Origin of the sequence: Niveibacterium sp., assembly GCF_041909475.1 — a bacterium.
In the GTDB taxonomy this organism is placed as follows: Bacteria; Pseudomonadota; Gammaproteobacteria; order Burkholderiales; family Rhodocyclaceae; genus Niveibacterium.
Genome location: NZ_JAYRDJ010000001.1, coordinates 148,306 through 171,559 on the forward strand (window position 1 = coordinate 148,306; position 23,254 = coordinate 171,559).

Here is a 23,254-nt window from a genome sequence, read left to right on the forward strand (position 1 = left end):
GGCGCCCGTGGCGGTAACTTGATCGTGGGGCGACAGGTTTGGGTGCGGCGGGGTCTTGTTCACATCTACCGTGTGCGCGGCCTAGCCTCAGCTGCCCCTTGACGCTGCGCGCCACTGCAATTCGCTCGCCTGCCTTAATCAACCGGACTGGGCGGTGGCCCTTCGATGATGGCGAGTTCGACGAGCCCGCTTGTCCAGGCCTGTTCGAGATCATGTTCGACGCGCTCGATGCCACCGTCGCCATCGGTGAGCAGTCGGGCCACGCCGTAAGCGCGGCTGCGGCCATGGGCCTTTGCAAGATAGAGCGCCATGTCGATCAGGTTGATCTCACGCTCCCATGGCAGACGGATGCCTGCTGGCGGTAGCGGGAACGGCGCGTAGCCGATCGAGGCCGTTACCGGGATCAGGTCGCCGTTGTAGGCAACAGGGTGCTCCGAGATCGCATTGATGATGCGCTGGGCGAGTTCAGACATCTGTTCCGGGCGGATGCGCGGCACAAAGATCAGAAACTCCTCGCCACCCCAGCGCACGATCATGTCGGCCTCGCGCAGCGCCTCGCGCAGCCGTTCAGCGACCGCAATCAGTACCGCATCGCCAGCAGGGTGGCCGCGCCGGTCGTTGATCCGCTTGAAGTGATCAATATCGATCAGGTACGTAGCGCGGACGGTATTGGTGGCAAGCGGTGCCGGGTTCGCGTCGAACTGGGCCATGCGCTGCTGGAAGTAGCGGCGGTTGTAAAGGCCCGTCAGCGGATCGCGGCTGCTCTGGATCGCGAGTTCCTCGTTGCGCTCCTCCAGTTGCCGGTTGGTTGAGCGTACGCGCCGGTAAAGCAGGCCCACGATTAACGCAGCGAGCGCCGAAACCAGCAGCAGCAGCCACCAGACGCGGCGCGCGAGCCGATGGTTCTCGATCTGAGCGTCTTTCAATGCGTTTTCGCGGTTCAGCAGCGTGATTTCACGTTCGCGTTTGTCCGCTTCATAGCGCGCCTGTAATTCCAGTACCACGCGTTGCTTCTCCGATTGCAGCAACTCCTCGGATAACGCCCGCTCCCGCAGCAGCGTATCGAGCGCGGCTGCACTCTGGCCGGTCTTGCGCAGCGCGTCACCGTACTCCCGCAGGACTGCAACCTCGTCATTGCGGGCGCCGTGGCGCTTGTAGGTAGCCAGCGCCGATTCGATCAAGGGTTTCCCGAGATCCGTGTTGCCACTCAGAATCCGGGCGAGGCCGATGTTGGTCTGAATCGTGGCTTCACCCGACCAGTCCTGAAAGTCACGCGCAATCGGTGTTGCCTGTTCAGCATGTTCGATTGCCGCGGCGTAGTTGCCGGTGCTGAGGTAGTAGTCGGAGAGGTTGATCAGGGCTGCGGACTCGACCGCCCGCGCCCCAACGCTGTGCGCCAGCGCGAGCGACTCGGTCAGCGCCGCATGCTGAGCTGGCCGCGTATCCGTGGCGCTGTGGATGTTGGCCTCGGTGAGCTTGTAGTTCGCGAGGGCGGCGGAATCGTTGTTGCGACGCGCGATATCGCAGGCTTCGCCCACCGTCCGCAATGCGTTGTCGTACTGGCGCAGGTTCAGATAGAGGGTGGCCAGGCTGTTGAGCACCATGCCGCGGCGGCGCGCCCAGCCATTGTCGTCTGCAAGGCGCGCAGCCTCCTGCAGGTGCGTCAGCGCCTGATCGTAGCGCGCCTGCTCGAAGAGGATTGAGCCGAGAACATGGCGGGCCCAGTAGCGCAGTCGCGCTGGCGAGTGGGCGTCGAAACTCTCCAGCGCGTTTTTTGCAGAGGCGGCAGCGGTATCCAGCGAGCCACGCACAAACAACGCGTTGGCGCGCACCAGCATCGCTTCGGCGGCAATCTCGCGATTGCCGCCCGCGAGCGCCTCCAGTTCGCTGCTCGTGCGCTGTGCCGCGTCGGCGTCGCCAGCTAGCGCTTGTGTGTAGCCGAGCACGCTTAGAAAGGCTGCGCGCGTCGTCAGCGGTGCTTTACGCGCATCGCGTTCAAGCGCGCGCAGTTGTTGCAGGGCGCGATCCGGATGGTCGTTGGCGAGGATCTCGATGCGCGTCAGCGCATCCAGTGTGGGCACTTCGGCATTGGCCTGCATGGCAAATGCCAGCAGCACAACGCCAAAGAATAAGGCGGGCAGGGCGCGACGCGCTACGAGCCGGAGCGTGTCTAAAGCGCCCAGCCTGGTCATTGCTCGCCCGATGCGCCGACCACGATCGGCTCTGGATCGAGGGCCACGTTGAATCGCGCCTGAACGTCGCGCTGGATTGCCCGGGCCAGCGCCAGAATGTCTGCCCCGCGTGCGTCGCCCGGGTTGGTCAGTACCAGCGCCTGTGCAGCGTGCACCCGCGCGGGGCCGAGCGCGCGCCCCTTCCAGCCCGCCTGGTCGATCAACCAACCTGCCGCGAGCTTGTAGCGACCGTCCGCTTGCGGATAGCTGACGAGGTGGGGGTACCGTGCCTGCAAGCTTGAGTGCGTCGCTGCGTCTACCACCGGGTTCTTGAAGAAGCTGCCGACGTTGCCCACCACGGCGGGGTCTGGCAGCTTGCGCTGCCTAACTGCGATCACGGCTTCGAAGATGTCGCGCGGCGAGGGCGTGGCGACGCCGCGCGCACCGAGCGCTTCGGTCAGATCACGGTAGCCGGTCATCGGCGCCCAGACTTTCGGCAGAGCGAACACAACGGCCAGTACGATCAGGTCACGTCCGTCTGGATGCTTGAATACGCTGTCGCGGTAGCCGAAGCGACACGCGGCGCGGTCCAGCGTTTGCACCTCGCCGGTGTTGCGATCAAGCGCTTCGAGGCTGTGAAAGCGATCGGTGAGCTCAAGCCCGTAAGCGCCGATGTTCTGGATCGGCGCGGCACCGACATTGCCGGGGATCAGCGCGAGGTTCTCCAGCCCGGGCCAGCCTTGCGACAGTGTCCACTCGACCATGTCGTGCCAGCGCTCGCCCGCACCCACGCGCACGAGGTAGTGCGCATCGGTCTCACCGACCAGCGAGCGTCCTCGCAGCATGGGTTGCAGCACCAGCCCCGCAAAGTCGCTGACGAACACCATGTTGCTGCCGCCGCCGAGCACCAGCACTTGAAGACTGCGCGCACGCGCCCAGCGGAGGGCGCCGCGGATCTCGTCTTCGGACCCCGCGGCGCAGTAGTACGCCGCACGAACTGGCACGCCGAGCGTTGTGAGCGGGGCAAGATCGACGTCCGTCTGGATCGCGGGTGACATTGTGAGCAGCGGCAGAAAAACGCCGATTATAGGGCTGCGCCGTATAATCCCCGGCTTTCCCGCAGTGTTTTGGAGCGACAGGAATATGCCGTCCTTCGACGTCATGAACGAGGTCAACTGGGTTGAAGTGCGCAACGCGATCGACCAGGCCAACAAGGAAATCACCAATCGTTTCGATTTCAAGGGCTCCGACGCCCGCATCGAGCTTAACGACAAGGCGATGACGCTGTTCGCCGATAACGATTTCCAGCTCTCGCAGGTGTGGGACATCGTGGTCGGCAAATTCGCCAAGCGCGGTGTCGACGTGCGCTGCATGGACGAGGGTGAGATCGAGAAAGTCAGTGGCAACAAGGTCAAGCGCGCGGTTACCGTAAAGGCCGGCATCGACTCGGATCTCGCCAAGCGCATCGTGCGGCTGATCAAGGACAGCAAGCTCAAGGTGCAGGGCAGCATCCAGGGCGATACGGTGCGAGTCAGTGGCGCCAAGCGCGATGTGCTGCAGGAAACGATTGCCATGCTGAAGAAGTCGGTCACTGACTTCCCTTTGCAGTTCGGCAATTTCCGCGAGTGATTGCGCGACCTGCCGACCTGTTCAAGCTTGGGCGGCGGCTGCCGTTAACCGGGGTATGGGCGTTGTTGCCCCAGCAGGAGGCAGGACATGGATACGGCAGGTATTTCGGCAACGGTGTCGGAGCAGGCGCTCGGCACCGTCAAGGGTGCGGCACAGGTGGCCGTGTTGAAGAAGAGTCTGGAAATGCAAGGCCAGTCTGCGCTGCAACTGGTGCAGGCTCTGCCGCAGCCGCCGGCCGTGCAAGCCGGGCAACCCGGAGCGCTCGTCAACACCTACGCTTGATCCCCGCCCGGCTTGCGTATGCGGCGAGATAGCGCAGACAAGCCGGATCGCGATTTGCGCTTCGATGTAGAACTGATCCGCGCGCGGCTCGCTTCTGCGCCGCGGCCGCCATCGAGCGCGTTCGATGCGCAACTGATGGCTGCGGCCGTACTGGTGCTGCTGGTGCAGCGCGAATACGGCCTGCAGGTGCTGCTGACGCGGCGCACCGCGCATCTGCACCACCACCCCGGTCAGATCAGCTTTCCCGGCGGGCGGATCGAGGCCAGCGATGCCTCGCCCACCGATGCAGCCTTGCGCGAAACCGCAGAGGAAACGGGTTTGCAGCCCGATGTGATCGAGTTGCTGGGCGAACTGCCTGAGTTCGACACCAGTACCGGCTTTCGCATTACGCCGCTGGTTGCAACGATTCGCCCGCCGTTGACCTTGTCACCTGACCCGTTCGAGGTCGCAGAAGTCTTCGAGGTGCCGCTCGGCTTCTTCCTCAATCGCGCCAATCACCAACGCCATGAGGTCTTCTGGCGCGGCCGCATGCGGCAGTACTGGGCGATGCCTTGGGGCGACTACTACGTCTGGGGCGCCACCGCGGGCATCATCCGCAACCTCGTCGAGGTGCTCGAAGGCTGACCTGGCCCTGCCTCGGCAGATTGTTGCCGAGCCGCGTCAGGCAAGGCTTTGAAGTCAATCGGGCTGGGCGGATGTGGTATCTTGCGGTGCACTAAGAAGTCCGCCCGGATGCGGGCTCCACCGCGCTCAAATACCCCACATGACGCTGCTTTCGCTCCTTGTTGCCATCCTGCTGGAACAGCTTCGCCCCCTGCCTTGGCGCCGTTTCGTCGAGGAGCCGGTCGAGGCACTCGCCCATCTGCTCGAAGACCGTCTCAACGACGGTCAGGCGCGCCACGGCACGATTGCCTGGTGTATCGCGGTGCTGGTCCCCACCGTCGCCAGCGCGCTGATCTACGCCGCACTGTTCTTCGTGCAGCCGATTGCCGCGATCGTCTTTAACGTGGTCGTGCTGTATTTCGGCATGGGCTATCGCCAGCACAGTCACTTCTACGGTCGAATCCACGCCTCGCTGCGTGCGCAGGATACCGAGCGGGCCCGAAGCCTGCTGGCGGACTGGCGTGGTGGTCGCCACGACCGCACGCCGCCTTCCGAGGTTGCCCGGCTGGCGATCGAGAAGGGGCTGATCGTCGGGCACCGTCAGGTGTTCGCGCTGTTCCCGATGTTCCTGCTGTTTCCGGGGCCGAGTGGCGTGGTGCTGTATCGGCTTTCGGAGCGCTTTGCCTACCTGTGGGCCGAGGGGCGTGAGCCGGGCTTCACCGAGTTCGGGCGCTTCGCGCGCCGCGCCTTCGAGCTGATGGATTGGCTGCCGGCGCGGATTACCGCCGTGGCGTTTTCGATCATGGGTGACTTCGAGGACGCCATCTACTGCTGGCGCACGCAGGCCGCGCTGTGGCACGACAAGGTTGAGGGCGTGCTGCTGGCCGCCGGAGCCGGCGCAATCGGCGTGCGGCTTGGCAACCCGATCCACACCGCAGGGGAAGTCGTCGAACGGCCGGAACTTGGCACGGGCGACGATGCGGACGTGGATTTCATGTACAGCGCGGTGGGCCTGATCCGGCGCACGCTGGTTTTGTTCCTGGTCGTGATCCTGCTGGTCGGGATCGCGGGCTGGGCTGGGGGTTGATGCGTTCATTTCCGGGGGGAAATCGAAATGGGGAAGCGGGAAGTTGTATTCGTCAGTGGCGTACGCACGCCAATCGGAACCTACGGCGGCACGCTGAAGGATTTCGCGCCGACTGAGCTCGCCGCGCGAGTGCTGCGCGAGGCAATTGTCCGTGCCAAGGTTGACCCGGCGCAGGTGGGGCATGTGGTGTTCGGCAACGTGGTGCACACCGAGCCGAAGGACATGTACCTGTCGCGTGTTGCCACGATCAACGGTGGCGTACCGAAGGAAAGCGTGTCGCTCACGCTCAACCGCCTTTGCGGTTCCGGCTTCCAGGCGGTGGTCAGCGCGGCAAACGCCATCCAGCTTGGCGACTGCGACGTCGCGATCGCCGGTGGTGCTGAGGTCATGAGCCGCGGTGGCTACCTGATGCCGGCTGCCCGCTGGGGTGCTCGGATGGGCGACGCCAAGGTGCTCGACATGATGGTCGGGGCGCTGACGGACCCCTTCGAGGCAACCCACATGGGCATTACCGCGGAGAACGTTGCCGAGAAATTCGGCATCTCGCGCGAGGATCAAGACGCATTTGCCGTCGAGTCGCATCGTCGCGCCGCCGCCGCGACCGACGCGGGTCACTTCCGCGACCAGATCCTGCCGATCGAACTGGTGTCGAAGAAAGGTTCGACCTTCTTTGACACCGATGAGCACTTCCGGCGCGACGTCACGCTTGAAGGCATGGCGAGGCTCAAGGCGGTGTTCAAGAAGGATGGCTCGGTGACGGCGGGCAACGCCTCCGGCATCAACGACGGCGCCGCGGCGCTGGTGATGATGGAGGCCGAGGCGGCGGCGCGCGCGGGCCTGAAGCCGCTTGCGCGGCTGGTTTCGTACGGGCATGCCGGCGTTGATCCGGCGCTGATGGGCTCCGGCCCGATTCCGGCCGTCGAGCTCGCGCTTAAACGCGCGGGGTTGTCGGCCGCTGATCTGGACGTAGTTGAGTCGAATGAAGCGTTTGCGGCGCAGGCGCTGTGCGTCACCCGCGGCCTCGGGCTCGATCCGGCAAAGGTGAACGTCAACGGCGGTGCAGTCGCGTTGGGGCATCCGATCGGTGCGACCGGCGCGATCCTGACCGTCAAGGCGATCTACGAACTGATCCGCACCGGCAAGCGCTACGGCTTGATCACGATGTGCATCGGTGGCGGTCAGGGCATCGCTGGTGTGATCGAGCGCCTCTGACGCGATCTGCGTGCGCGACACCCCGCGGCGGCGGGGTGTTTTCGTTTACCGGCTGCGTTTCGCCGCCCCGTCGAAGAACTGGTCTGACAAAGCCTGTTCGCGCTCGATGATGCAGTCGAGGAAATGCCCCGCGCCATCCATGTGTGCGAAGGCCTCAAATCCGCGCACAAGGAAGGTATGCAGCGCGCCGAGGCCCACCGCGCGGGCCGGCCCGCCCATCAGACGCAGCATGCCGCGGATCATCGGGTGATGCGTCAGTTCGTCCAGCGCTTCGCCCACATCGCGGATCAGCGCGATCTGGCGATCACGCTCGGCACGGCGGCCAACCTTGCGATAGGCCGCGGCGTAGGTTTCGTCCTCGATTGCCGCCCCTGGTGCGCCAGCACGCAGGGCGTCGACCATCGCAGCGTCGAGCGTTTCCGACAAGGCGTCGAGTTCGACGGCGCGGCAGATCGTTTCGAGCGCCGAACGCGGCAGAAAGCGCGACAGCATCGGTTGCACGCGGGCCAGCGCAGCGTCGCGCTCGGCGAAATCCTTGGGCCCGTAGAGTTCGTTCAGGAAGAACTCCGCCGCGGGTCGGTAGCGTTCGCTCTGCAGCAGATCGGCGTGCGTGTGGGCGAGCCGTTCAGCTTGCCAGGCACGCAGCGCATGTCGGTCGTGCCGCCAGGCCTCGTCGTCTTGCTCGCGCGCGCGCAGCGCACTGGCGGCGGTCATGTGCTGGATGAGGCGTTCGGAGATGTCGTGTTTGTCGCCGTCCATGCCATGAATGATAGCAATGGCCTTTCGCCGCTGTAGGGCGGAAGCCCTAATCGGCGGGCACGCGAGGAAGGTACCATGCGGGTGTTCTCCTCCCGCTTGGGGTTTCGCCCGAATGATTGCGTTGCAGCTTCGTTTTGCGCTGTTGGTTGAAGTCCTCATCTGGCTGGGTATTGCCGTCTACGGCATGGCGTTCTGGGGCTGGGGCTACTTGAGTGTTCCCGGTCTGCTGTTGGGTGGCATGCTGGCCGTGCGTACGTTGATCATCGGCGTCACCTTCGTCTGCTCGATCTTATGGGGCGCCGCGCCGCCCGAGGGGCTAAGGCTTAGTCCGCTGGCGACGCTGAAGCTGGTGTTCAAGGAAGTCGTGGCCTTCGTGCTGACGTCGGTGGTTTTCATGCCATTCGAACGCCGCTGGATTCCACATGATCGAATCGAAGGTCGCAGGCAGGCGCGTACGCCCATCGTGTTGATTCACGGCTACCGTTGCAACCGCGGTACCTGGGTGCGCCTGCATGCGGCCTTGCGCCGGGCCGGTTGGCCGGTACTCACGGTTAACCTGGAACCGGCTGGCGCGAGCATTGCCAGCTTTGCAAAGCAACTGGCGCGTCGCATTGACGAAGCCTTGCTGGAATCCGGTGCCGAGCGTGTGATCCTGATCGGGCATTCAATGGGTGGGCTGGTCGCGCGACACTACGTTGCGCGCTTCGGCGATGGTGCCGTCAGGGCTGTCATAACCCTTGGGACGCCACATCACGGCACCGAAATTGCACGGCTCGGCGTGGGGGTCTGCGCGCAGGAGATGTTGCCGGGTAGTTCCTTCCTCCGCGAACTGCCGGGCTCGATTGCCGTGCCGCTGGTGTCGATCTACAGCGCTCACGACAACTTCATCATGCCGCAAGGGCCGTGTGGCGTGACCGGCGCGCGAAACGTGGCGATGGCTGGCGTCGGCCACATCCATATGACGTATTCCCGGCGCGTCATCAATCATGTGCTGCGGGAGCTGGCGGGCGTTTGAGCAGCGCTGGCTGCAAATGAAAACGGCCACCTTGCGGTGGCCGTTTTGCTTGATCGTACCAAGCTCAGAAGTGGATGCCACGCATCAACTGGCTGAACGCCACTTGATCCGCCGTGGGGCTCGACAGCGACTTCTTTTCACCGCTGCCGGTGCCGCCCTGAGCCGCGGTGGAATCCGGGAACATGCGGAAAGTTGTGTTCATGATCGCCTGCGCGGCTTTCGGCAGCAGTGCGTGGATGACCTGACCAAAGATGCCGAGGCGGGTCGCGATTCGCACCGGCTTGTGGATGATCGCTTCGATCACCAGATCGGCCGCGTCCTCCGGTGCCAGCGTCGGCACATCCTTGTACATCTCGGTCGGCGCGATCATCGGCGTGCGCACCAGCGGCATGTTGATCGTGGTGAACTCGATGCCGCGGTCGGCGAATTCCGATGCTGCGCAACGAGTCCACGAATCGAGTGCCGACTTCGACGCAACGTAGGCCGAGAAGCGCGGCGCATTCGTCAGCACGCCGATCGAAGAGATGTTGATTACGTGGCCACGGCGTTTTTCGATCATCTTCGGCAGCACGCCCATCGTGATCCGCAGCGCACCGAAGTAGTTGGTCTGCATCGTGCGTTCGAAGTCATGGAAGCGATCGAAGCTGTTCTCGATCGCGCGGCGGATCGAACGGCCCGCGTTGTTGACGAGGATGTCGACGCCGCCGAATTGCTCGTTCAGCGCGGCGACGAGATCGGCACAGGACTTCTCGTCGGACACGTCCGCCTGGTAGGTGTGCACCGTTAGCCCGGCTGCCTGGAATTCCTTGCGGGTTTCTTCCAGTTTCTCGACATCACGACCGCAGATCGCGGTGGTCGCGCCGGCTTCTGTAAGCTTGTAGGCGGTGGCTTTGCCGATGCCCGACGAGCCGCCGGTGACCAGCACGACCTTGTTCTTCACATTGCCGCGCAGCGTGCGGTCGACGAACAGATCCGGGTCGAGGTGGCGCTCCCAGTAATCCCACAGACGCCATGCGTAATCTTCGAGGCGCGGCACTTCGATGCCGCTGCCGCGCAGTACGCGCTGCGTTTCACGCGCGTCGAAGCGGGTCGGGTAATTGACGAAGGTGAATACTTCGTCGGGCAGACCAAGATCCTTCATCACGGCGTTGATCACGCGTTTGACCGGCGTGAGCGACAGGATCGCCTTGCGGATGCCCTTCGGGATGAAATAGAACAGCGCCGCGTTGATGCGGATCGACATCTGTGGCGCATGGCCCGCACGCGCGAAGATGTTGAGGATGTCGCCAACACGGTAGGGCGTGGGATCGACAAGGTGGAAGCACTTGCCGTCCTCACCCTTGGCGTGGGAAATGTGATCCACCGCGTCGACGATGAAGTTCACCGGCACGATGTTGATACGGCCGCCTTCGAGCCCGACCGCTGGCATCCAGGGCGGCAGCAGGTTGCGCAGGCGCTGGATCAGCTTGAAGAAGTAGTACGGGCCGTCGATCTTGTCCATTTCGCCGGTGCGCGAATCGCCCACCACGATGCCCGGGCGGTAGATGCGGAACGGCACCTTGCATTCCTCGCGCACGATGCGCTCGGACTCGTGCTTGGTCGAGAAGTAGGGGTGATCGAGCCCCTCGGCCTCTTCGAACATGTCTTCGCGGAAGAGCCCCTCGAACATCCCCGCGGAGGCGATCGAGCTGAACAGGTGAAAGTGCTTGGCGCCGAGCGCCTCGGCGAATTGCACGACGCGGCGGGTGCCTTCGACGTTCACCTTCTGCTGGATCTCGGCGCTTGCCTTCAGGTCGTAGATCGCGGCGAGGTGGAAGAAATGCGTGATCTTGTTCTTGAGCTTGCGCAGGTCGGTTTTCGTGACACCGAGGCCGTCTTCGCGCAGGTCACCGAAGACCGCCACGACCCGGTCGCCGCCGGCAGACCAGTATTCGCTACGCAAGGTTTCGATCAGCTCCGCTTCTTCCTTGCGTGCGAGGAAGAAAATCGTGCCTTCCGGGCGCTCGAGCAGCTTGCGGACCAGTCGGCGTCCGATGAAGCCGGTCGCGCCGGTGATGAAGTAATTCATGTTTCCCTCCGCTGTTTTCAGAATTCTTCTGCCGGCCATCCCCCGAGGGCCGGAATTTCGTGATGCTAACCGAGGCGCGTGAAGGTGCAAGCGCAAGACTTCACTGTCTGGACATGGTTGTCGGATCTGGATCAACTGATCCGCGCTTTCGGGGGGCGACACCCTGTTTATGCGGATCGGCTGCTCGGTTTTTAGACTGCCCACCCTAGGGGATTAGTGTGTGCCCTCTAGAGCGACTCCCTACACTGGAACCCGTAACAAGAACTGGCCGCTCAACACAAGCCTTCGGACTCAAGGGGCGGCATGACAGGCAAACCGATCCAGAAGGAGTTCACCATGGTCAAGAAACTCAAGTCGCTCTCCGGTGCTGATAGCCAACTCGCGCAAACCATCAAGGATTCCGCCAGCCAGATCTGGTTGGCCGGCCTTGGCGCCTTCGCAAAAGCGCAGGAAGAGGGCAACAAGGTATTTGAAGCACTCGTGAAGGAAGGCGAAGTCATCCAGGCTCGCACCAAGAAGGAAGCCGACGCGAAGATCGCCGACGCGGCGGGCAAGATGGCCGGCGCTTGGGACAAGCTCGAGAACGTGTTCGAAGAGCGCGTCTCGCGCGCACTGTCGAGCCTCGGCGTGCCGACCAAGAAGGACATCGACAAGCTGACCAAGCGGGTTGCCGAACTGACCGCGCTGGTTCAGAAGCTCACCGAAGAAGCCGAGGCCGTTGAAGTCGCTGGCGAAGAAAAACCGGCACGTCGCCGCGCCGCCGCCAAGGCTGCCGAGTAATCCGGGTCAGTTTCGGAGCCGCAGCTGGCGCGGCTCCTGCCGGAAGTCCGGTGACGGCAGTGTCGTCGCCGGATCCGGCCGAGGCCGTGGCTGCCTGGATGGAGCCACGGCCTCGTCACGCTTGCAGCCGTGTTTGCGCAGCAAGCCTGCGCACATCGGCTGCGGCAACAAGGCGGAGGGGACAACATGAACGCCGATAACAACGCGACGACCAGCAAGATTGGCATCGCCCTGGCCGGAGGCGGGCCGCTGGGCGGCATCTACGAGGTGGGCGCGATTGCCGCGCTGGCCGAGTCGATGGAAGGCCTGGATTTCAACGCGGCGGATATCTACGTGGGGGTCAGCTCTGGCAGCTTCATCGCTGCGGCGCTGGCCAACGGCATCTCGCCTGCACGCTTGACGCACATGCTGATCGATAACGGCAAGAGCGAGGAGATCTTCGATCCGGAGCTGCTGCTCAAGCCCGCCTTCCGCGAGTACTGGAATCGCGCGAGCAGCGTACCGCCGTTGCTTTGGAAGTCGCTCAAGCAGTTTCTCGCCGACCCGTTCGATCGCGGTCTCTACGAATCCTTCGCGCGACTCGGCCGCGCATTGCCCACGGGCGTTTTCAACAACGCCGGCATCGGGCGCTTTCTCGCGCAACTGTTCCGCGCGCCCGGTCGCACGAATGACTTTCGCAAGCTGCGGAACCTGCTTTTCCTTGTCGCGACCGATCTCGATTCGGGCGAATCGGTGCCCTTCGGTGCCGAGGGTTGGGAAGACGTGCCAATCTCCCGTGCGGTGCAGGCAAGCTCGGCACTGCCAGGCCTGTTCCCGCCGGTGCGGGTGCGTGGCCGCTATTTCGTGGACGGCGCGCTGATCAAGACGCTGCATGCCTCGGTCGCCCTCAAGCATGGCGCGAAGCTGGTGTTGTGCATCAACCCGCTGGTGCCGTTCGATGCGCAGCTGGCTGAAAAGCGCGGTGGCAAGGAGCGCCATAAACTGGTCGAAGGTGGCCTTCCGGTGGTGTTGTCGCAGACCTTCCGCGCCATCATCCATTCGCGAATGCGTACCGGCATGGACCGCTACCAGCACCAGTATCCGGATGCCGATGTGCTGCTGTTCGAGCCGCATGCGGATGACGCCGCGATGTTCTTCACTAACGTCTTCAGCTATCGCGATCGCCACACACTGTGCGAACACGCATATCAGATGACGCGGCGCGACCTTTGGCGGCGGCGCCACATGCTGCGTCCGATTCTCGCCCGGCACGGCATCCGGCTGCGCACCGAGGTATTGCGCGACCCGCATCGCAGCTTGCTCGACGACAAGCTACCTTCGCTCGAGCCGGTGCGGGGGCTGGCGCGTGTCACGGTGACGCTGCGGCACACGCTCGACGAACTGGATGCCTGGCTCAAGGCGAAGAAGGTTTGAGCACCATTCGCACATCGCGAGGCCGCGGCTTGACCGCGGCCTTTTGTTGTCACGCAAACGCAGCGCCGATGGCGCGGTGATACGCTTGGGTTCCTGACTTGGGGGAGGAGGGGTATGGAGCGCAAGCCGAAACGGCGCACTCGCGAGCGGATTCTTGAGGCCAGCCTGCGGCTCTTCAACGACTTCGGTGAGCACAACGTCAGCACCACCACGATCGCTGACGAGCTCGATATCTCGCCGGGCAACCTCTACTACCACTTCCATAGCAAGGATGAACTGCTCGAAGAACTCTTCGGCCAGTTCGAGCGCGAGATCACTGCAACGCTTGCCGCACCGGCGGGCGGCCGCAGCACGGTGGAGGACATCTGGCTCTTCCTGCACCTGCTGTTCGAGCTGATCTGGAAGTACCGCTTTCTCTATCGCGACCTGGCCGATCTGCTGTCGCGCAACCGACTGCTCGAAACCCACTTGCGCGCGATCCTCGCCCACAAGGGCCGTACCGCCGCAGCCTTGTGCGAGGGCCTCGTCAGCAATGGCGAGATGGAGGCCACCAAGGCCGAGATCCAGACGCTTGCCGTGAACATGGTCGTGCTTTCGACCTTCTGGCTGAGTTTTGAGTACGCGCGTGATCCGCGCGGAAAGATCGAAGGGGCAGGATTTACACGCGGCGCCTACCAGGTGATGGCTCTGGTGGCGCCGTATCTAAGGGGGCTGTCGCGCGAGCATTTCGAGGCCCTGTCGCGCGAGTACCTGAAAAACTGAGGAGGAGACCACCATGAGTACGCAAGGCTGGCGCAAGTTTCCGCATCCCGAAAAACAGTACAGCTACGCAGGCGATGCCCTGAAGAAGAACTGGGCCCGCCTGCATCAGGGCGACCGCGAGCCCTGGCCGGAATCCGCCGAGGTACAGGACGCCTGGCGTGCCTACCACGCTGGCGATTTCGCCAAGGCGGTTGAACTGGGCCTCAAGGCGGGCGGCGCCGGCATCTCTGCCGCCAACAAGGCCGCGATGATCTACGCCACCTATCTCGTTGATGACGACGACGAGAAGAGCGAGCTGTTCCAGCAGATCATCGATCGCGCCGAGCTTCAGCAAAAAGCCATGCCTGAGGCCGCTAACGCTTGGTACTTCCATGCTTACGCGCTGGGTCGCTACAGCCAGCTGATCTCGGTCGGCGAAGCGCTGGCCAAGGGCCTTGGCGGGAAGATCCGCGCCAGCCTCGAGAAGACGCTTGAGCTCGAGCCGGATCACGCGGAGGCGCATATCGCGCTCGGTGCCTTCCAGGCCGAAGTCATCGACAAGGTTGGTTCGCTGGTCGGCAACCTGACCTATGGCGCCAAGAAGGACAACGCCGTCGAACATTTCGAGACCGCGCTTGAGCTGATTCCGTTCTCCGCGATTGCCCGCATGGAGATGGCCAATGGCCTCGTCATGCTCTTTGGCAAGAGCAAGATGAAGCGGGCGGAGGATCTTTACTCCGAGGCGGCTGCGTGCGAAGCGGTCGAGGCGATGGAGCGGCTCGACGTCGAGGCTGCCAAGGCCGAACTGGAAGACTGATCAGGCGGCAGCGAAGCCAGCCAGCCGCTGCGCATCCTCCCGCGCGGCGGCGAGCCTGCGTTGCAGCAGGATATGTACATCCAGCTCCCGCATGTCGTCCGGGCTCGAATCAACCGCCACCGGATCGTGCGGCGGCGCGTCGTGCGCGGCGGGCTGGGCAAGAATACGCGCCAGCTCGCGGCGGCCTTCCATCAGCAGCGCATCACGCCGCGGTGGGTCGAAATCCGTAGTGCGCTGGTCGAGCATGAAGCGCACCGAAGCCAGTTGCGCGCCGAGCAGATAGGCAGACGACACGGTGCCGTGCAGCGGCGGCAGCGCTGTCTGGTGGCTGGCCGGTTCGTCGAGCATGCGCGCGGTGGCCTGGCTGAGCGCGGCGAGCGCGTCCTGGGCCTGCTTTCGCGCGAGGCGGTAGGCCAAGGGCCCGAGCTGCGGATCGAGCGCCGCGTCGGCATAGTTCGCCGCCGTTTCGCGCACGCGCTTCATCAGCTGCGGCAGGCTGCGGCGCTCCCAGGCCGGCAGCACGAAGGCAAAACCGAGCGCGATCAGCGCGCCGATGATCGTGTCGATCACACGTTCGGTCAGCACAAACGGTGAATTCGGCACCAGCAGCTGAAGCTGCAGCAGGCCCATCACGCAAGCGGCAATCGAGGTGACGCGGTACTGCACGGTGACGAAGGCGTGCGCGATCGCAATCGACAGGAACAGCAGCGGCAGGATGCCAAGCGGGCTGTGGATGACATGCAAGAGCAGGCCCGCGATCACGCAACCGATGAGGTTGCCGATGACGCGGTCGTTGTGGCGCTGGCGTGTCTGGCTGAAGCTTGGCCGCAACACCACTGCGGTGGTGAGCAGGATCCAGTGTCCATGCGCCGCATAAGGCAGATTGCGCGCCAGTACGAAGCCAGTGAGCATGGCCATCGCCAGGCGCAGTGCGTAGCGCAGAACCGGTGAATCGGTGTTGAGGTGTCGGCGCAGCACCGCGATTCGGATCTTTCGCACCGATACGAAAGCGCGCAGTTCGCGCTCGCTCGGTAGCGGCGAACCCTCGCTGCGCTGGCGCGCGGCCTCGATCAGCGTGCGTGCGCTGTGCAGCGAGTGAAACAGCTTTGCGGCGAGGCCGCGCAAGAGGGCGGCGGCGCGGGCGTGCTCCGGCACCGCGAGATCAGGCTCGGCGAGCGCGTAGGCGGCTGCCTGCGTTGCGGCGCAGGCTTGGCTGCGATCGGGCAATACCGGCACCGGCCGCGCACGCACGATCGCCCCTGCTACGGCTTCGATGTCGTCCGCCGCTTCCACGACACGCTGGCCCATTTCGCGCATGACTGCGCTGTCGCCATAGCGTGCGCGCATCAGCTCGCGGTCGGTCTGCGAAGCCAGCGCGTGCTCGTAGGCGTCGAGCAAGGCGTAGAGCACCCGTGCGAGTTCGGCACGGCGACCTGGGCGGATACGGTAGAAGCAGAAGTCCCGCGCGGCCTGCAGCTTCTCGGCGAGCGCGGCGTGCTCGCGGATCAGATCGAGGTACACCGCATCAAGGGAGCTGGCGGGGTCGTAGTAGCGCGCCTTGTGCCGCAGGTAGCGCGAGAAGGCGTCGAGCGCGTCGGCCAGCACCTGCTGGCGAGTCCGTACCGCCAGCGCGATCGACAGGCTCCAGCCCCACACCAGATAGGCGAGCCCGCCGAGCATGAACAGAACCGCGTGACCCCACGGTGAAGTGCCGGGCGGCAGCGGGAATGCCATGGCGAACACGGTTGCCAGTACGAGGCTGAAGCCCATCGGCAGCAGGAGGCGACCCCATGCGCTGAGCAGACCGGCGACGAAGCCGACTACGGTGATCTCCAGCCCGAGCAGCACGGCATTCGTGTGGCTGGCACTGACCAGCAGCGTGACCAGGGAAGTCCCCAGCCACGCCGGCAGCAGTTGCCGCAGCTTATGGCCTTCTGGCGCTGGCACGTCTGCAATGCTGACTGCCATCGCACCGCTGGACAGCACCGCTGCCAGCGTGAAGCCGCCCGCCATGTAGCCGCACAGTGCCACCAGCAGAACGCCGGCTGCACAACCGATACCGTTGTAGATCGTGTGGGTGAAGAGCAGGCGTGGGAGCTGCGGCATGGTTTTTGGTGCTCGCTGAGTTTGTCTACCGGTGCTGGCCCGAGAGGGCTTGGGCGAAGAGCGCCGCCATCCCGGCATCGAAGGCGACCAGCGTGACACGGAGCGTATCGCGGCTCGCGAGTGCGGTGAGCGATTCGCGTACCGCGATGGGGGCCGCGAGTTCGGGCGGAAAGCCGTAGATGCCGCAGCTGATTGCCGGGAAGGCGAGGGTGTTGAGCTGATGTGCTTCAGCCAGCGCGAAGCAGGCACGGTAGCAGGCTGTCAGCTGATCGACCTCACCCTCCCGCCCGCCGCGCCACACCGGGCCGACGGTATGTAGCACATGGCGTGCGGCTAGCGCGAAGCCGGGGGTTATGCGTGCTTCACCGGTGCGGCAGCCGCCGAGGCCCGCGCAGTGCTGGCGCAGCTGCGGCCCGGCGGCGCGGTGGATCGCGCCATCTACGCCACCGCCGCCGAGCAGGCTGCTGTTGGCGGCATTCACGATGGCGTCAACGGCCAGCGTGGTGATGTCCCCGCGCCAGATGAGCAGGCGGGATTCCGGCGCGCCCGCTTGCGTCACGCTCAATCGAGCAGTTGCTCCAGCCAGTCGCGCACCGCGTCTTCGTCCGGCAGGCGGTAGCGCGCGTGCGAGTTGCCGGCGCCGACCTTGATCGATACACCGTCGAGCGCATTGACGGCGAGGAAGCCATCCTCGTCAGTGATGTCGTCGCCGATGAACACCGGCTTGCGCCCGGCAAAGGGGAAGGCCTGCATGAAACGGTTGATCGCAACGCCCTTGCTCGCTTCCACCGGTTTGACCTCGACCATGCCGCGGGCGTGCATGACGCGCACGCCGCTGCCGGGCAGGCAGCCCGATTCGGCGGCTTTGGCTGCAGCCTCGCGCAGTTCCGGGTGGCGATGGAAGTGCAGCACCATCGACAGGGCTTTGCGTTCGAAGCGCACCCCCAGCGTGTGGTTGGCGAACTGTTCGCAAGCCGCGTGGGCGGTGACCAGGCCCGGCGGCGGCACCAGCTGTTCGCGCGTGGCGTGCGGGGTGAAGCGCCATTCGGCGCCGTGCTCGCCGGCAGCGGCCAGGCGCAGCGGTTCGAACAGGCTGTCGATCACTTCAATGCTGCGGCCGCTGACCATGGCGAGCGCGCCGTCGGCGCGATTGCGCAGCTCGGTCAGCAGCGAGCGCAGGCCGTCGTCGACCAGCGGTACGGTCTCGTCCGGTTTATCGAACGGAACCAGCGTGCCGTCGAAATCGAGAAAGAAGGCGAGGGCGTCTGCGGAGAGGCGCGGGGGGGCTTGTGTTGGCATCGGGGGTCGTCCTTGCTTGGCGTGCGCGCTCTTCTGGGTATAGACGCTTGCCGGGGAAACTGGGTGTGCATTATCCCTGACAGCGCGTCCGGCCGCTTGTTCCGGCTCAAGGAAACAAAGCCGGCGCGCCGCGAAACTGGCGCCACCCCAACGAACCCCAAGAGGTGATCCATGTCGTGCTCCGACACCCTTGCGCAAGAAAACGGCGTTTTCGGTTTTGATGCGCGTGCCATTTCCAAGCGTTTCCGCCATGCCGCGATCTTCGGCGCGCTCGAGTCGCTCAACGATGGCGACGTGATGCGCTTCCAGAACGACCACGACCCGCTGCCCCTGCTGGATCAGATCCGCCACCGCTATGGCGACCAGATCAAGATCGACTACGTCGCGCGTGAGCCGGGCAACATCGTGATCGACTTCCGTGTGCAACTCGGCGCTTACGCCGAAGCGGCCGCGCAGCAGAGCGCTGGCGGTGGTTGCGGCGGTAACGGTGCCGGTGGTTGCGGTTGCGGTAACTGAGCGCTGCTGGCCTCAAATTGGCGGGCGTTCCGGTGTGAGCCGGGGCGTCCGTTTGCTTTCCGGGCACGCGTTTGAGAGCCAGTCGCGCAGGTGGCCGACGAAGCCGCGCACCGCGGCCGACAGGTGGCGCCGTGTCGGATACACCGCGTAGATCGTCAGCGGCTGGGGGCGCCAGTCGCCCAGCACTTCGAGCAGGCGGCCGCTGTCGATCAGCGGTTGCAGTATGAAATCCGGCGCCGAGGTGAGGCCCAGCCCCTGGGCTGCCAGCTCGGCCAGCAGCGGGCCGTTGTTGGCGTGCGCCGGGCCGCGCACCGGCACCTTGATGCGTTCGCCGGCGGCGCTGCGAAATACCCAGTTCAAGCCCTCCGAGGCGTAGGCGTAAGTCAGGCAGGCGTGCTGCGCCAGATCGTCCGGATGGCGGGGTTCGCCATTCGCTGCAAGATAGGCGGGGGCGGCCGCGATCATCAGCCGCGCCTCGCCGATCGGCCGTGCGACCAGGGTCTGGCTGCCCACCTCGCCGACGCGGATCGCGAGATCCAGCCCTTCTTCCACCAGATCCACCTGACGGTCTGACAGCGCCACGTCGACGCGCACTGCCGGGTAGCGCGCCAGATAGGCGGCAATGGCGGGTGCCAGGTGGCTCACGCCGAAGCTGATCGGTGCGGTCAGCCGCAGGGTGCCGCGCGGCGTCGGGTCGCGCGCGCCGGCGAGTTCTTCGGCCTCGGCGATGTCGGCCAGCAATTGCACGCAACGCTCGTAGTAGGCGCGGCCGTTTTCGGTCAGCGAGAGGCGGCGGGTGGTCCGGTGCAGCAAGCGGGCATCAAGCAAGGCTTCAAGCTGCGCCACCTGGCGCGACACGGCCGAGGTCGAGCGGTTCAGGCTTTCAGCCGCGGCGGCGAAACTGCCTTGCTCCACCACCTTCGTGAAGATCGTCATCGCTTCGATACGGTCCATGCCAACTATCCCGTTTAGCGCAATAAACAATTGCAGTTCAGATACTTTATCCCGATTTGTGTTGGCGGCAGACTTCACTCCATCGCATCACGCGAACCCCACACAGGAGAGTCATCATGGAAAACCAACAGACCACCCAGATCGGAAGCTTTGTTCTACGCATCAGCCTCGGCCTGATGTTCATCGCGCATGCGCTGCTCAAGCTGCTCGTGTTCACGCTGCCGGGTACCGCGGCCTTCTTCGCTTCGCTGGGCCTGCCGGGCTTCCTTGCCTACCCGGTGTTCGCGGCGGAATTGTTCGGCGGCATCGCGTTGTTGCTCGGCTGGCGTACCCGGCTGGTCGCGACGGCGCTGATCCCGGTCTTGCTCGGTGCCACCTGGGCCCATGCAGGGAACGGTTGGGCCTTTACCGCGCCTAACGGCGGCTGGGAATATCCGGCCTTCCTGACGGTGGCGACCTTTGTGCAGGCGCTACTTGGTGCCGGTGCCTTTGCGCTGGATGCCCGCAAGCCGGTCAGCACCCCTGCTTTTGCCTGAATTTGAACCACCCGGGCGGTAATGCCGCCCGGCTCCAGACCCCAAGCCCCAACCCCAACTCAACGGAGAGACTCAAATGAAACTGTTCTTCTCGCCTGGCGCCTGCTCCCTGTCACCGCATATCGCCTTGCGCGAAGCCGGCCTGCCGGTGGAACTGGTGAAGGTGGATCTGAAGACCAAGCAGTTGGCCGACGGCGGCGACTTCACCGCGATCAACCCGAAGGGCTATGTGCCGACGGTTCAGCTCGACGATGGCGAGATCCTCACCGAAGGCCCGGCGATCGTGCAGTACATCGCCGACCAGAAGCCGGAAAGCGGCCTCGCGCCGGCCAACGGCACGATGGCGCGCTATCGCCTGCAGGAGTGGCTGACCTTCATCAACTCCGAACTGCACAAGACCTTCGGCGCGCTGTTCAACCCGAACGCGCCGGCCGAAACCAAGGACGGCGCCAAGGCGCTGCTCGCCAAGCGCTTCGACTATTTGGCGAGCCAGCTGCAGGGTAAGGATTACCTGACCGGCGCGCAGTTCACCGTGGCGGACGGCTACCTCTTCACCGTCATCAACTGGTGCCAGTGGGTTGGCATCGACCTCGCACAGTGGCCGGCGCTGGCCGCGTTCCATGCCCGCGTGGCGGCTCGCCCGGCGGTGCAGGCGGCGCTGCGCGCCGAAGGCCTGCTGAAGTAAGCCGTTGCAATCGAGGCGCGGGTCGGGTCGGCCTGCGCCCAATCATTCAGGAAACGATCATGAACACCGCAGCCGCCCAGTCCGTCCTCTTCCTCTCGCATGGTTCGCCCCTGCACGCAATGCTCGACAGCGATGCGGCGCGCGCCTGGGCGAAGCTCGGTGAAACCTTGCCGCGGCCGCGCGCGATCGTCGCGGTATCGGCGCACTGGAACACCGGCATCCCGATGCTGACCGGGGCCGAGGCGCCGCCGACGATTCACGATTTCGGCGGGTTCCCGGACGCGCTCTACCGCTTGCGCTACCCGGCCGCGGGCGCACCGGCACTGGCCGAGCAGGCGCGGGGGCTGCTGCGCGAGGCCGGGCTCACGGCTGGCATCGACGGTGCGCGTGGGCTCGACCACGGTGCCTGGGTGCCTTTGCTGCACATGTTCCCTAAGGCCGATGTGCCGGTGATCCAGTTGTCGGTGCAGCCGGAGCTGTGCGCACGGCACCACTTCGCGGTGGGCAAGGCGCTCGCGCCGCTGACGGCCGACAACGTGCTGATCGTCGCCTCCGGCCATACCACGCACAATCTGCGCGACGCCTTCCGTCGCCCGGATCTGCTGGGGCAGTCGGTCGAACCGATGCCTTACGTGAAGGCATTCGACGACTGGGTTGCCGACGCGATCGAGGCGCGCCGCGTCGACGATCTGCTCGACTGGACCCAACGCGCGCCGGATGCGCTGCGTGCCCACCCAAGCCCGGAGCACTTCCTGCCCTTGTTCGTGGCGCTGGGTGCGGCGGGCGAGAACGCGCGCGTGGAGCGCTTTCTCTCGGTATTCGACGGCCCGGCGCTGGCGATGGACAGCTGGCGCTGGATGCCCGCAGCGGCTTGAACGGCGCAGCCGTCAGCCGTCGCTGCGGGTGTGCGTGACCCAGACGAGCTGATCGGTCGATAAGCCAAGCGTACGGGCGTCGCGGAGCAGCTGTTCGCGGATCTCCGGTGCCAGCTGTTTGTCGCGCGCCAGAATCCACAGGTAATCGCGGCTGGGCCCGACCACCATCGCCCAGCGGTAATCCGTATCAAGCCGGACGACGTGGTAGCCGCCGTAAAAAGGGCCGAAGAACGACACTTTGAGCGAGGCCCGGTTGGTGTCGCCGATGAACAGCGCGCGCCCCACCGCTTCGCGCCAGTCGTTCTTGTCGGAGTCGAAACCGCGGTTGATCACTTCAATGCTGCCATCGGCTTGCTGGCGGTAGCGAGCGCTCACGTCGGAGAGCCCGCGCTCGAATGAATGGTCAAGGCGTGCGATTTCGTACCACTTGCCGGTGTAGCGGGCCGCGTCGAAGGGCGCGATCGACGAAATGCCTTCCGGCGGCGAGGTGGCGCACCCGGCCAGTACCACGGCGACGAGCGGCAGAAGTAAACGGCGGAGCGAAATGCAACGTAGGCTGGACATGCTTGGCTCGCGGGTGTGGGTTGCGAAAGAGGCGTCGATTCGATCGGGTGTGCTGGAAAACGTTCCGCGGGCGGTGCATCGGCATCACATCGCATCGGCACGCGGGCTGACCCGGGCGATCATACCGGCCGCCTCCATCTTGTTGTTTGTGCCATTTTTGACTATATTGAATGCCATATGGCGAAAGGTGGTGCAGCATGAGTTCAGCCGCGTTGCAGCGAGAAGACCTGTCGATTCAAGGCCTGCTTGGTGGGCATGGCGTCTTGCAGAGCGTGCCGCGCACACCGCTGGAGTGGGTGAGCCTGATCCGCCACGGCATTCCGGCGCAGGCGGTGGAATCGCTCGCCCGCATGATCCAGCTGACGCAGGCGGAACTGGCGGGTTCGCTCGGTATCCCTGAGCGCACGCTGGCTCGACGCAAACGTGAAGGCCTGCTCAACAGCGAAGAATCCGCCAAGGTGGTGCGGCTGGCGCGGGTGGTGGAGCGGGCGGAGGAGGTCTTCGAGGATCTCGACGTCGCGCTCGATTGGCTCAAGTCGCCCAACGCCGCGCTGTGTGGTGCCACGCCGATGTCGCTGCTGGATACCGACATCGGTGCCGAGAGCGTGCTGGATACGCTGGGGCGGATCGAACACGGCGTGTTTGCCTGACCGATGACGCTCACCGTCTGGCGGCTGGTCACCGCGCGTTTCGCGGATACGGCCTTCAGCGGCGAGGGCGCGCGGTTGTACGGCGGGCGCTGGAATCGCAAGCATGTGCCGATGGTCTACACGGCGGCGACGCAATCGCTCGCGATGCTCGAACTGCTGGTGCAGGACGATCCGCTGCGCGCCCGCTACGTGATGATCCCGGCCTTCGTTCCCGCTGACCTGCCGATCGAACGGCTGGCGGCGAACAGCCTGCCCGAGGGCTGGCGTGAATTGAGCGCACGCGAACACCTGCAGCAGATCGGCACCGAGTGGGCACGCAGCGCGCGCAGCCCGGTGCTGGCCGTGCCGAGCGCGGTGATCCCGTCCGAGACCAATTACCTGCTCAATCCGCAGCACCCCGCGTTCAATCAGATCCAGGTCGGAGCGCCGCTCGAATTCATCACCGATCTGCGCCTCATCCGGCGCCAGCGCAGCACGCGCTGAGGGCCCCTC

General features: G+C 64.8%; 25 protein-coding genes. 16 read left to right on the plus strand and 9 right to left on the minus strand.

Annotation, left to right across the window (positions count from 1 at the left end; genetic code table 11):
- Positions 1-134 precede the first annotated feature (134 nt).
- Positions 135-2,099: a diguanylate cyclase gene (locus tag ACE3P0_RS00665; protein ID WP_374398833.1), complete on the minus strand. Its 1,965-nt coding sequence runs from the start codon at positions 2,097-2,099 to the stop codon at positions 135-137.
- 89 nt (positions 2,100-2,188) lie between these two features.
- A complete protein-coding gene (murB, locus tag ACE3P0_RS00670) occupies positions 2,189-3,229 on the minus strand; it encodes a UDP-N-acetylmuramate dehydrogenase (protein WP_374398835.1) in 1,041 nt (346 codons plus the stop codon).
- A gap of 85 nt (positions 3,230-3,314) precedes the next feature.
- Here murB and ACE3P0_RS00675 point away from each other — a divergent pair, with 85 nt between their 5' ends.
- The 5 genes from ACE3P0_RS00675 (at position 3,315) to ACE3P0_RS00695 (ending at position 6,984) form a co-directional block, all read left to right on the plus strand.
- Positions 3,315-3,800: a YajQ family cyclic di-GMP-binding protein gene (locus tag ACE3P0_RS00675; protein WP_374398837.1), complete on the plus strand. Its 486-nt coding sequence runs from the start codon at positions 3,315-3,317 to the stop codon at positions 3,798-3,800.
- Positions 3,801-3,887: 87 nt separating this feature from the next.
- The gene (locus ACE3P0_RS00680; RefSeq protein ID WP_374398838.1) at positions 3,888-4,082 is read left to right on the plus strand and encodes a YjfB family protein; all 195 of its coding nucleotides are present in this window, start codon (positions 3,888-3,890) and stop codon (positions 4,080-4,082) included.
- Positions 4,083-4,100: 18 nt separating this feature from the next.
- Positions 4,101-4,706, plus strand: a complete 606-nt coding sequence (locus ACE3P0_RS00685) for a CoA pyrophosphatase (RefSeq protein WP_374398840.1) — start codon at positions 4,101-4,103, stop codon at positions 4,704-4,706.
- Between the two features lie 139 nt (positions 4,707-4,845).
- Positions 4,846-5,772, plus strand: coding sequence for a CobD/CbiB family protein (locus ACE3P0_RS00690; RefSeq protein ID WP_374398842.1), 927 nt, complete (start codon positions 4,846-4,848; stop codon positions 5,770-5,772).
- Between the two features lie 27 nt (positions 5,773-5,799).
- The gene (locus ACE3P0_RS00695) at positions 5,800-6,984 is read left to right on the plus strand and encodes an acetyl-CoA C-acyltransferase family protein (protein ID WP_374398844.1); all 1,185 of its coding nucleotides are present in this window, start codon (positions 5,800-5,802) and stop codon (positions 6,982-6,984) included.
- Positions 6,985-7,029: 45 nt separating this feature from the next.
- Here the strand turns inward: ACE3P0_RS00695 and ACE3P0_RS00700 are convergent, their stop codons facing one another.
- Positions 7,030-7,743, minus strand: a complete 714-nt coding sequence (locus tag ACE3P0_RS00700; RefSeq protein ID WP_374398846.1) for a hypothetical protein — start codon at positions 7,741-7,743, stop codon at positions 7,030-7,032.
- Positions 7,744-7,855: 112 nt separating this feature from the next.
- Between ACE3P0_RS00700 and ACE3P0_RS00705 the strand changes: the two genes are divergently transcribed.
- Positions 7,856-8,758 carry an esterase/lipase family protein gene (locus ACE3P0_RS00705; protein WP_374398848.1) on the plus strand — a complete coding sequence of 301 codons (903 nt, stop codon included), beginning with the start codon at positions 7,856-7,858 and terminating at the stop codon, positions 8,756-8,758.
- A gap of 64 nt (positions 8,759-8,822) precedes the next feature.
- On the opposite strand, the gene ACE3P0_RS00710 is transcribed toward ACE3P0_RS00705, so the two are convergent.
- On the minus strand, positions 8,823-10,826 hold the full coding sequence (locus ACE3P0_RS00710) for an SDR family oxidoreductase (RefSeq protein WP_374398850.1): 2,004 nt from the start codon (positions 10,824-10,826) through the stop codon (positions 8,823-8,825).
- Between the two features lie 336 nt (positions 10,827-11,162).
- Here ACE3P0_RS00710 and ACE3P0_RS00715 point away from each other — a divergent pair, with 336 nt between their 5' ends.
- From ACE3P0_RS00715 to ACE3P0_RS00730, 4 genes are all read left to right on the plus strand, one after another.
- Complete coding sequence (locus ACE3P0_RS00715) at positions 11,163-11,606, plus strand: phasin family protein (RefSeq protein WP_172198499.1); 444 nt, start codon at positions 11,163-11,165, stop codon at positions 11,604-11,606.
- A gap of 186 nt (positions 11,607-11,792) precedes the next feature.
- On the plus strand, positions 11,793-13,019 hold the full coding sequence (locus ACE3P0_RS00720) for a patatin-like phospholipase family protein (RefSeq protein WP_374398852.1): 1,227 nt from the start codon (positions 11,793-11,795) through the stop codon (positions 13,017-13,019).
- Positions 13,020-13,133: 114 nt separating this feature from the next.
- A complete protein-coding gene (locus tag ACE3P0_RS00725; RefSeq protein ID WP_172198506.1) occupies positions 13,134-13,781 on the plus strand; it encodes a TetR/AcrR family transcriptional regulator in 648 nt (215 codons plus the stop codon).
- Between the two features lie 13 nt (positions 13,782-13,794).
- Positions 13,795-14,577 carry a hypothetical protein gene (locus ACE3P0_RS00730; protein WP_374398854.1) on the plus strand — a complete coding sequence of 261 codons (783 nt, stop codon included), beginning with the start codon at positions 13,795-13,797 and terminating at the stop codon, positions 14,575-14,577.
- On the opposite strand, the gene ACE3P0_RS00735 is transcribed toward ACE3P0_RS00730, so the two are convergent.
- The 3 genes from ACE3P0_RS00735 to otsB are packed head-to-tail and all read right to left on the minus strand — an operon-like array spanning position 14,578 to position 17,982.
- Positions 14,578-16,683 carry an FUSC family membrane protein gene (locus ACE3P0_RS00735; protein ID WP_374398856.1) on the minus strand — a complete coding sequence of 702 codons (2,106 nt, stop codon included), beginning with the start codon at positions 16,681-16,683 and terminating at the stop codon, positions 14,578-14,580.
- Positions 16,684-16,708: 25 nt separating this feature from the next.
- Positions 16,709-17,242 carry an O-acetyl-ADP-ribose deacetylase gene (locus tag ACE3P0_RS00740; RefSeq protein WP_374399352.1) on the minus strand — a complete coding sequence of 178 codons (534 nt, stop codon included), beginning with the start codon at positions 17,240-17,242 and terminating at the stop codon, positions 16,709-16,711.
- 2 nt (positions 17,243-17,244) lie between these two features.
- On the minus strand, positions 17,245-17,982 hold the full coding sequence (gene otsB / locus ACE3P0_RS00745) for a trehalose-phosphatase (protein ID WP_374398858.1): 738 nt from the start codon (positions 17,980-17,982) through the stop codon (positions 17,245-17,247).
- A 171-nt stretch (positions 17,983-18,153) separates the two neighbouring features.
- Between otsB and ACE3P0_RS00750 the strand changes: the two genes are divergently transcribed.
- Positions 18,154-18,498 carry a DUF2249 domain-containing protein gene (locus tag ACE3P0_RS00750; protein WP_172198532.1) on the plus strand — a complete coding sequence of 115 codons (345 nt, stop codon included), beginning with the start codon at positions 18,154-18,156 and terminating at the stop codon, positions 18,496-18,498.
- Positions 18,499-18,510: 12 nt separating this feature from the next.
- On the opposite strand, the gene ACE3P0_RS00755 is transcribed toward ACE3P0_RS00750, so the two are convergent.
- On the minus strand, positions 18,511-19,452 hold the full coding sequence (locus ACE3P0_RS00755; RefSeq protein WP_374398861.1) for a LysR family transcriptional regulator: 942 nt from the start codon (positions 19,450-19,452) through the stop codon (positions 18,511-18,513).
- A gap of 116 nt (positions 19,453-19,568) precedes the next feature.
- Here ACE3P0_RS00755 and ACE3P0_RS00760 point away from each other — a divergent pair, with 116 nt between their 5' ends.
- The 3 genes from ACE3P0_RS00760 (at position 19,569) to ACE3P0_RS00770 (ending at position 21,548) form a co-directional block, all read left to right on the plus strand.
- Positions 19,569-19,988, plus strand: coding sequence for a DoxX family protein (locus ACE3P0_RS00760; RefSeq protein WP_374398863.1), 420 nt, complete (start codon positions 19,569-19,571; stop codon positions 19,986-19,988).
- 76 nt (positions 19,989-20,064) lie between these two features.
- Positions 20,065-20,673, plus strand: coding sequence for a glutathione transferase GstA (gstA, locus tag ACE3P0_RS00765; protein WP_374398864.1), 609 nt, complete (start codon positions 20,065-20,067; stop codon positions 20,671-20,673).
- Between the two features lie 59 nt (positions 20,674-20,732).
- Positions 20,733-21,548 (plus strand): class III extradiol ring-cleavage dioxygenase, encoded by an 816-nt coding sequence (locus tag ACE3P0_RS00770; RefSeq protein ID WP_374398866.1) that lies wholly within the window; start codon positions 20,733-20,735, stop codon positions 21,546-21,548.
- A gap of 12 nt (positions 21,549-21,560) precedes the next feature.
- Here the strand turns inward: ACE3P0_RS00770 and ACE3P0_RS00775 are convergent, their stop codons facing one another.
- On the minus strand, positions 21,561-22,112 hold the full coding sequence (locus ACE3P0_RS00775; RefSeq protein ID WP_374398868.1) for a lipocalin family protein: 552 nt from the start codon (positions 22,110-22,112) through the stop codon (positions 21,561-21,563).
- A 197-nt stretch (positions 22,113-22,309) separates the two neighbouring features.
- Between ACE3P0_RS00775 and ACE3P0_RS00780 the strand changes: the two genes are divergently transcribed.
- Positions 22,310-22,762: an antitoxin Xre-like helix-turn-helix domain-containing protein gene (locus tag ACE3P0_RS00780; RefSeq protein WP_374398870.1), complete on the plus strand. Its 453-nt coding sequence runs from the start codon at positions 22,310-22,312 to the stop codon at positions 22,760-22,762.
- 3 nt (positions 22,763-22,765) lie between these two features.
- A complete protein-coding gene (locus ACE3P0_RS00785) occupies positions 22,766-23,245 on the plus strand; it encodes an RES family NAD+ phosphorylase (RefSeq protein ID WP_374398871.1) in 480 nt (159 codons plus the stop codon).
- The last annotated feature ends 9 nt before the right edge of the window (positions 23,246-23,254 follow it).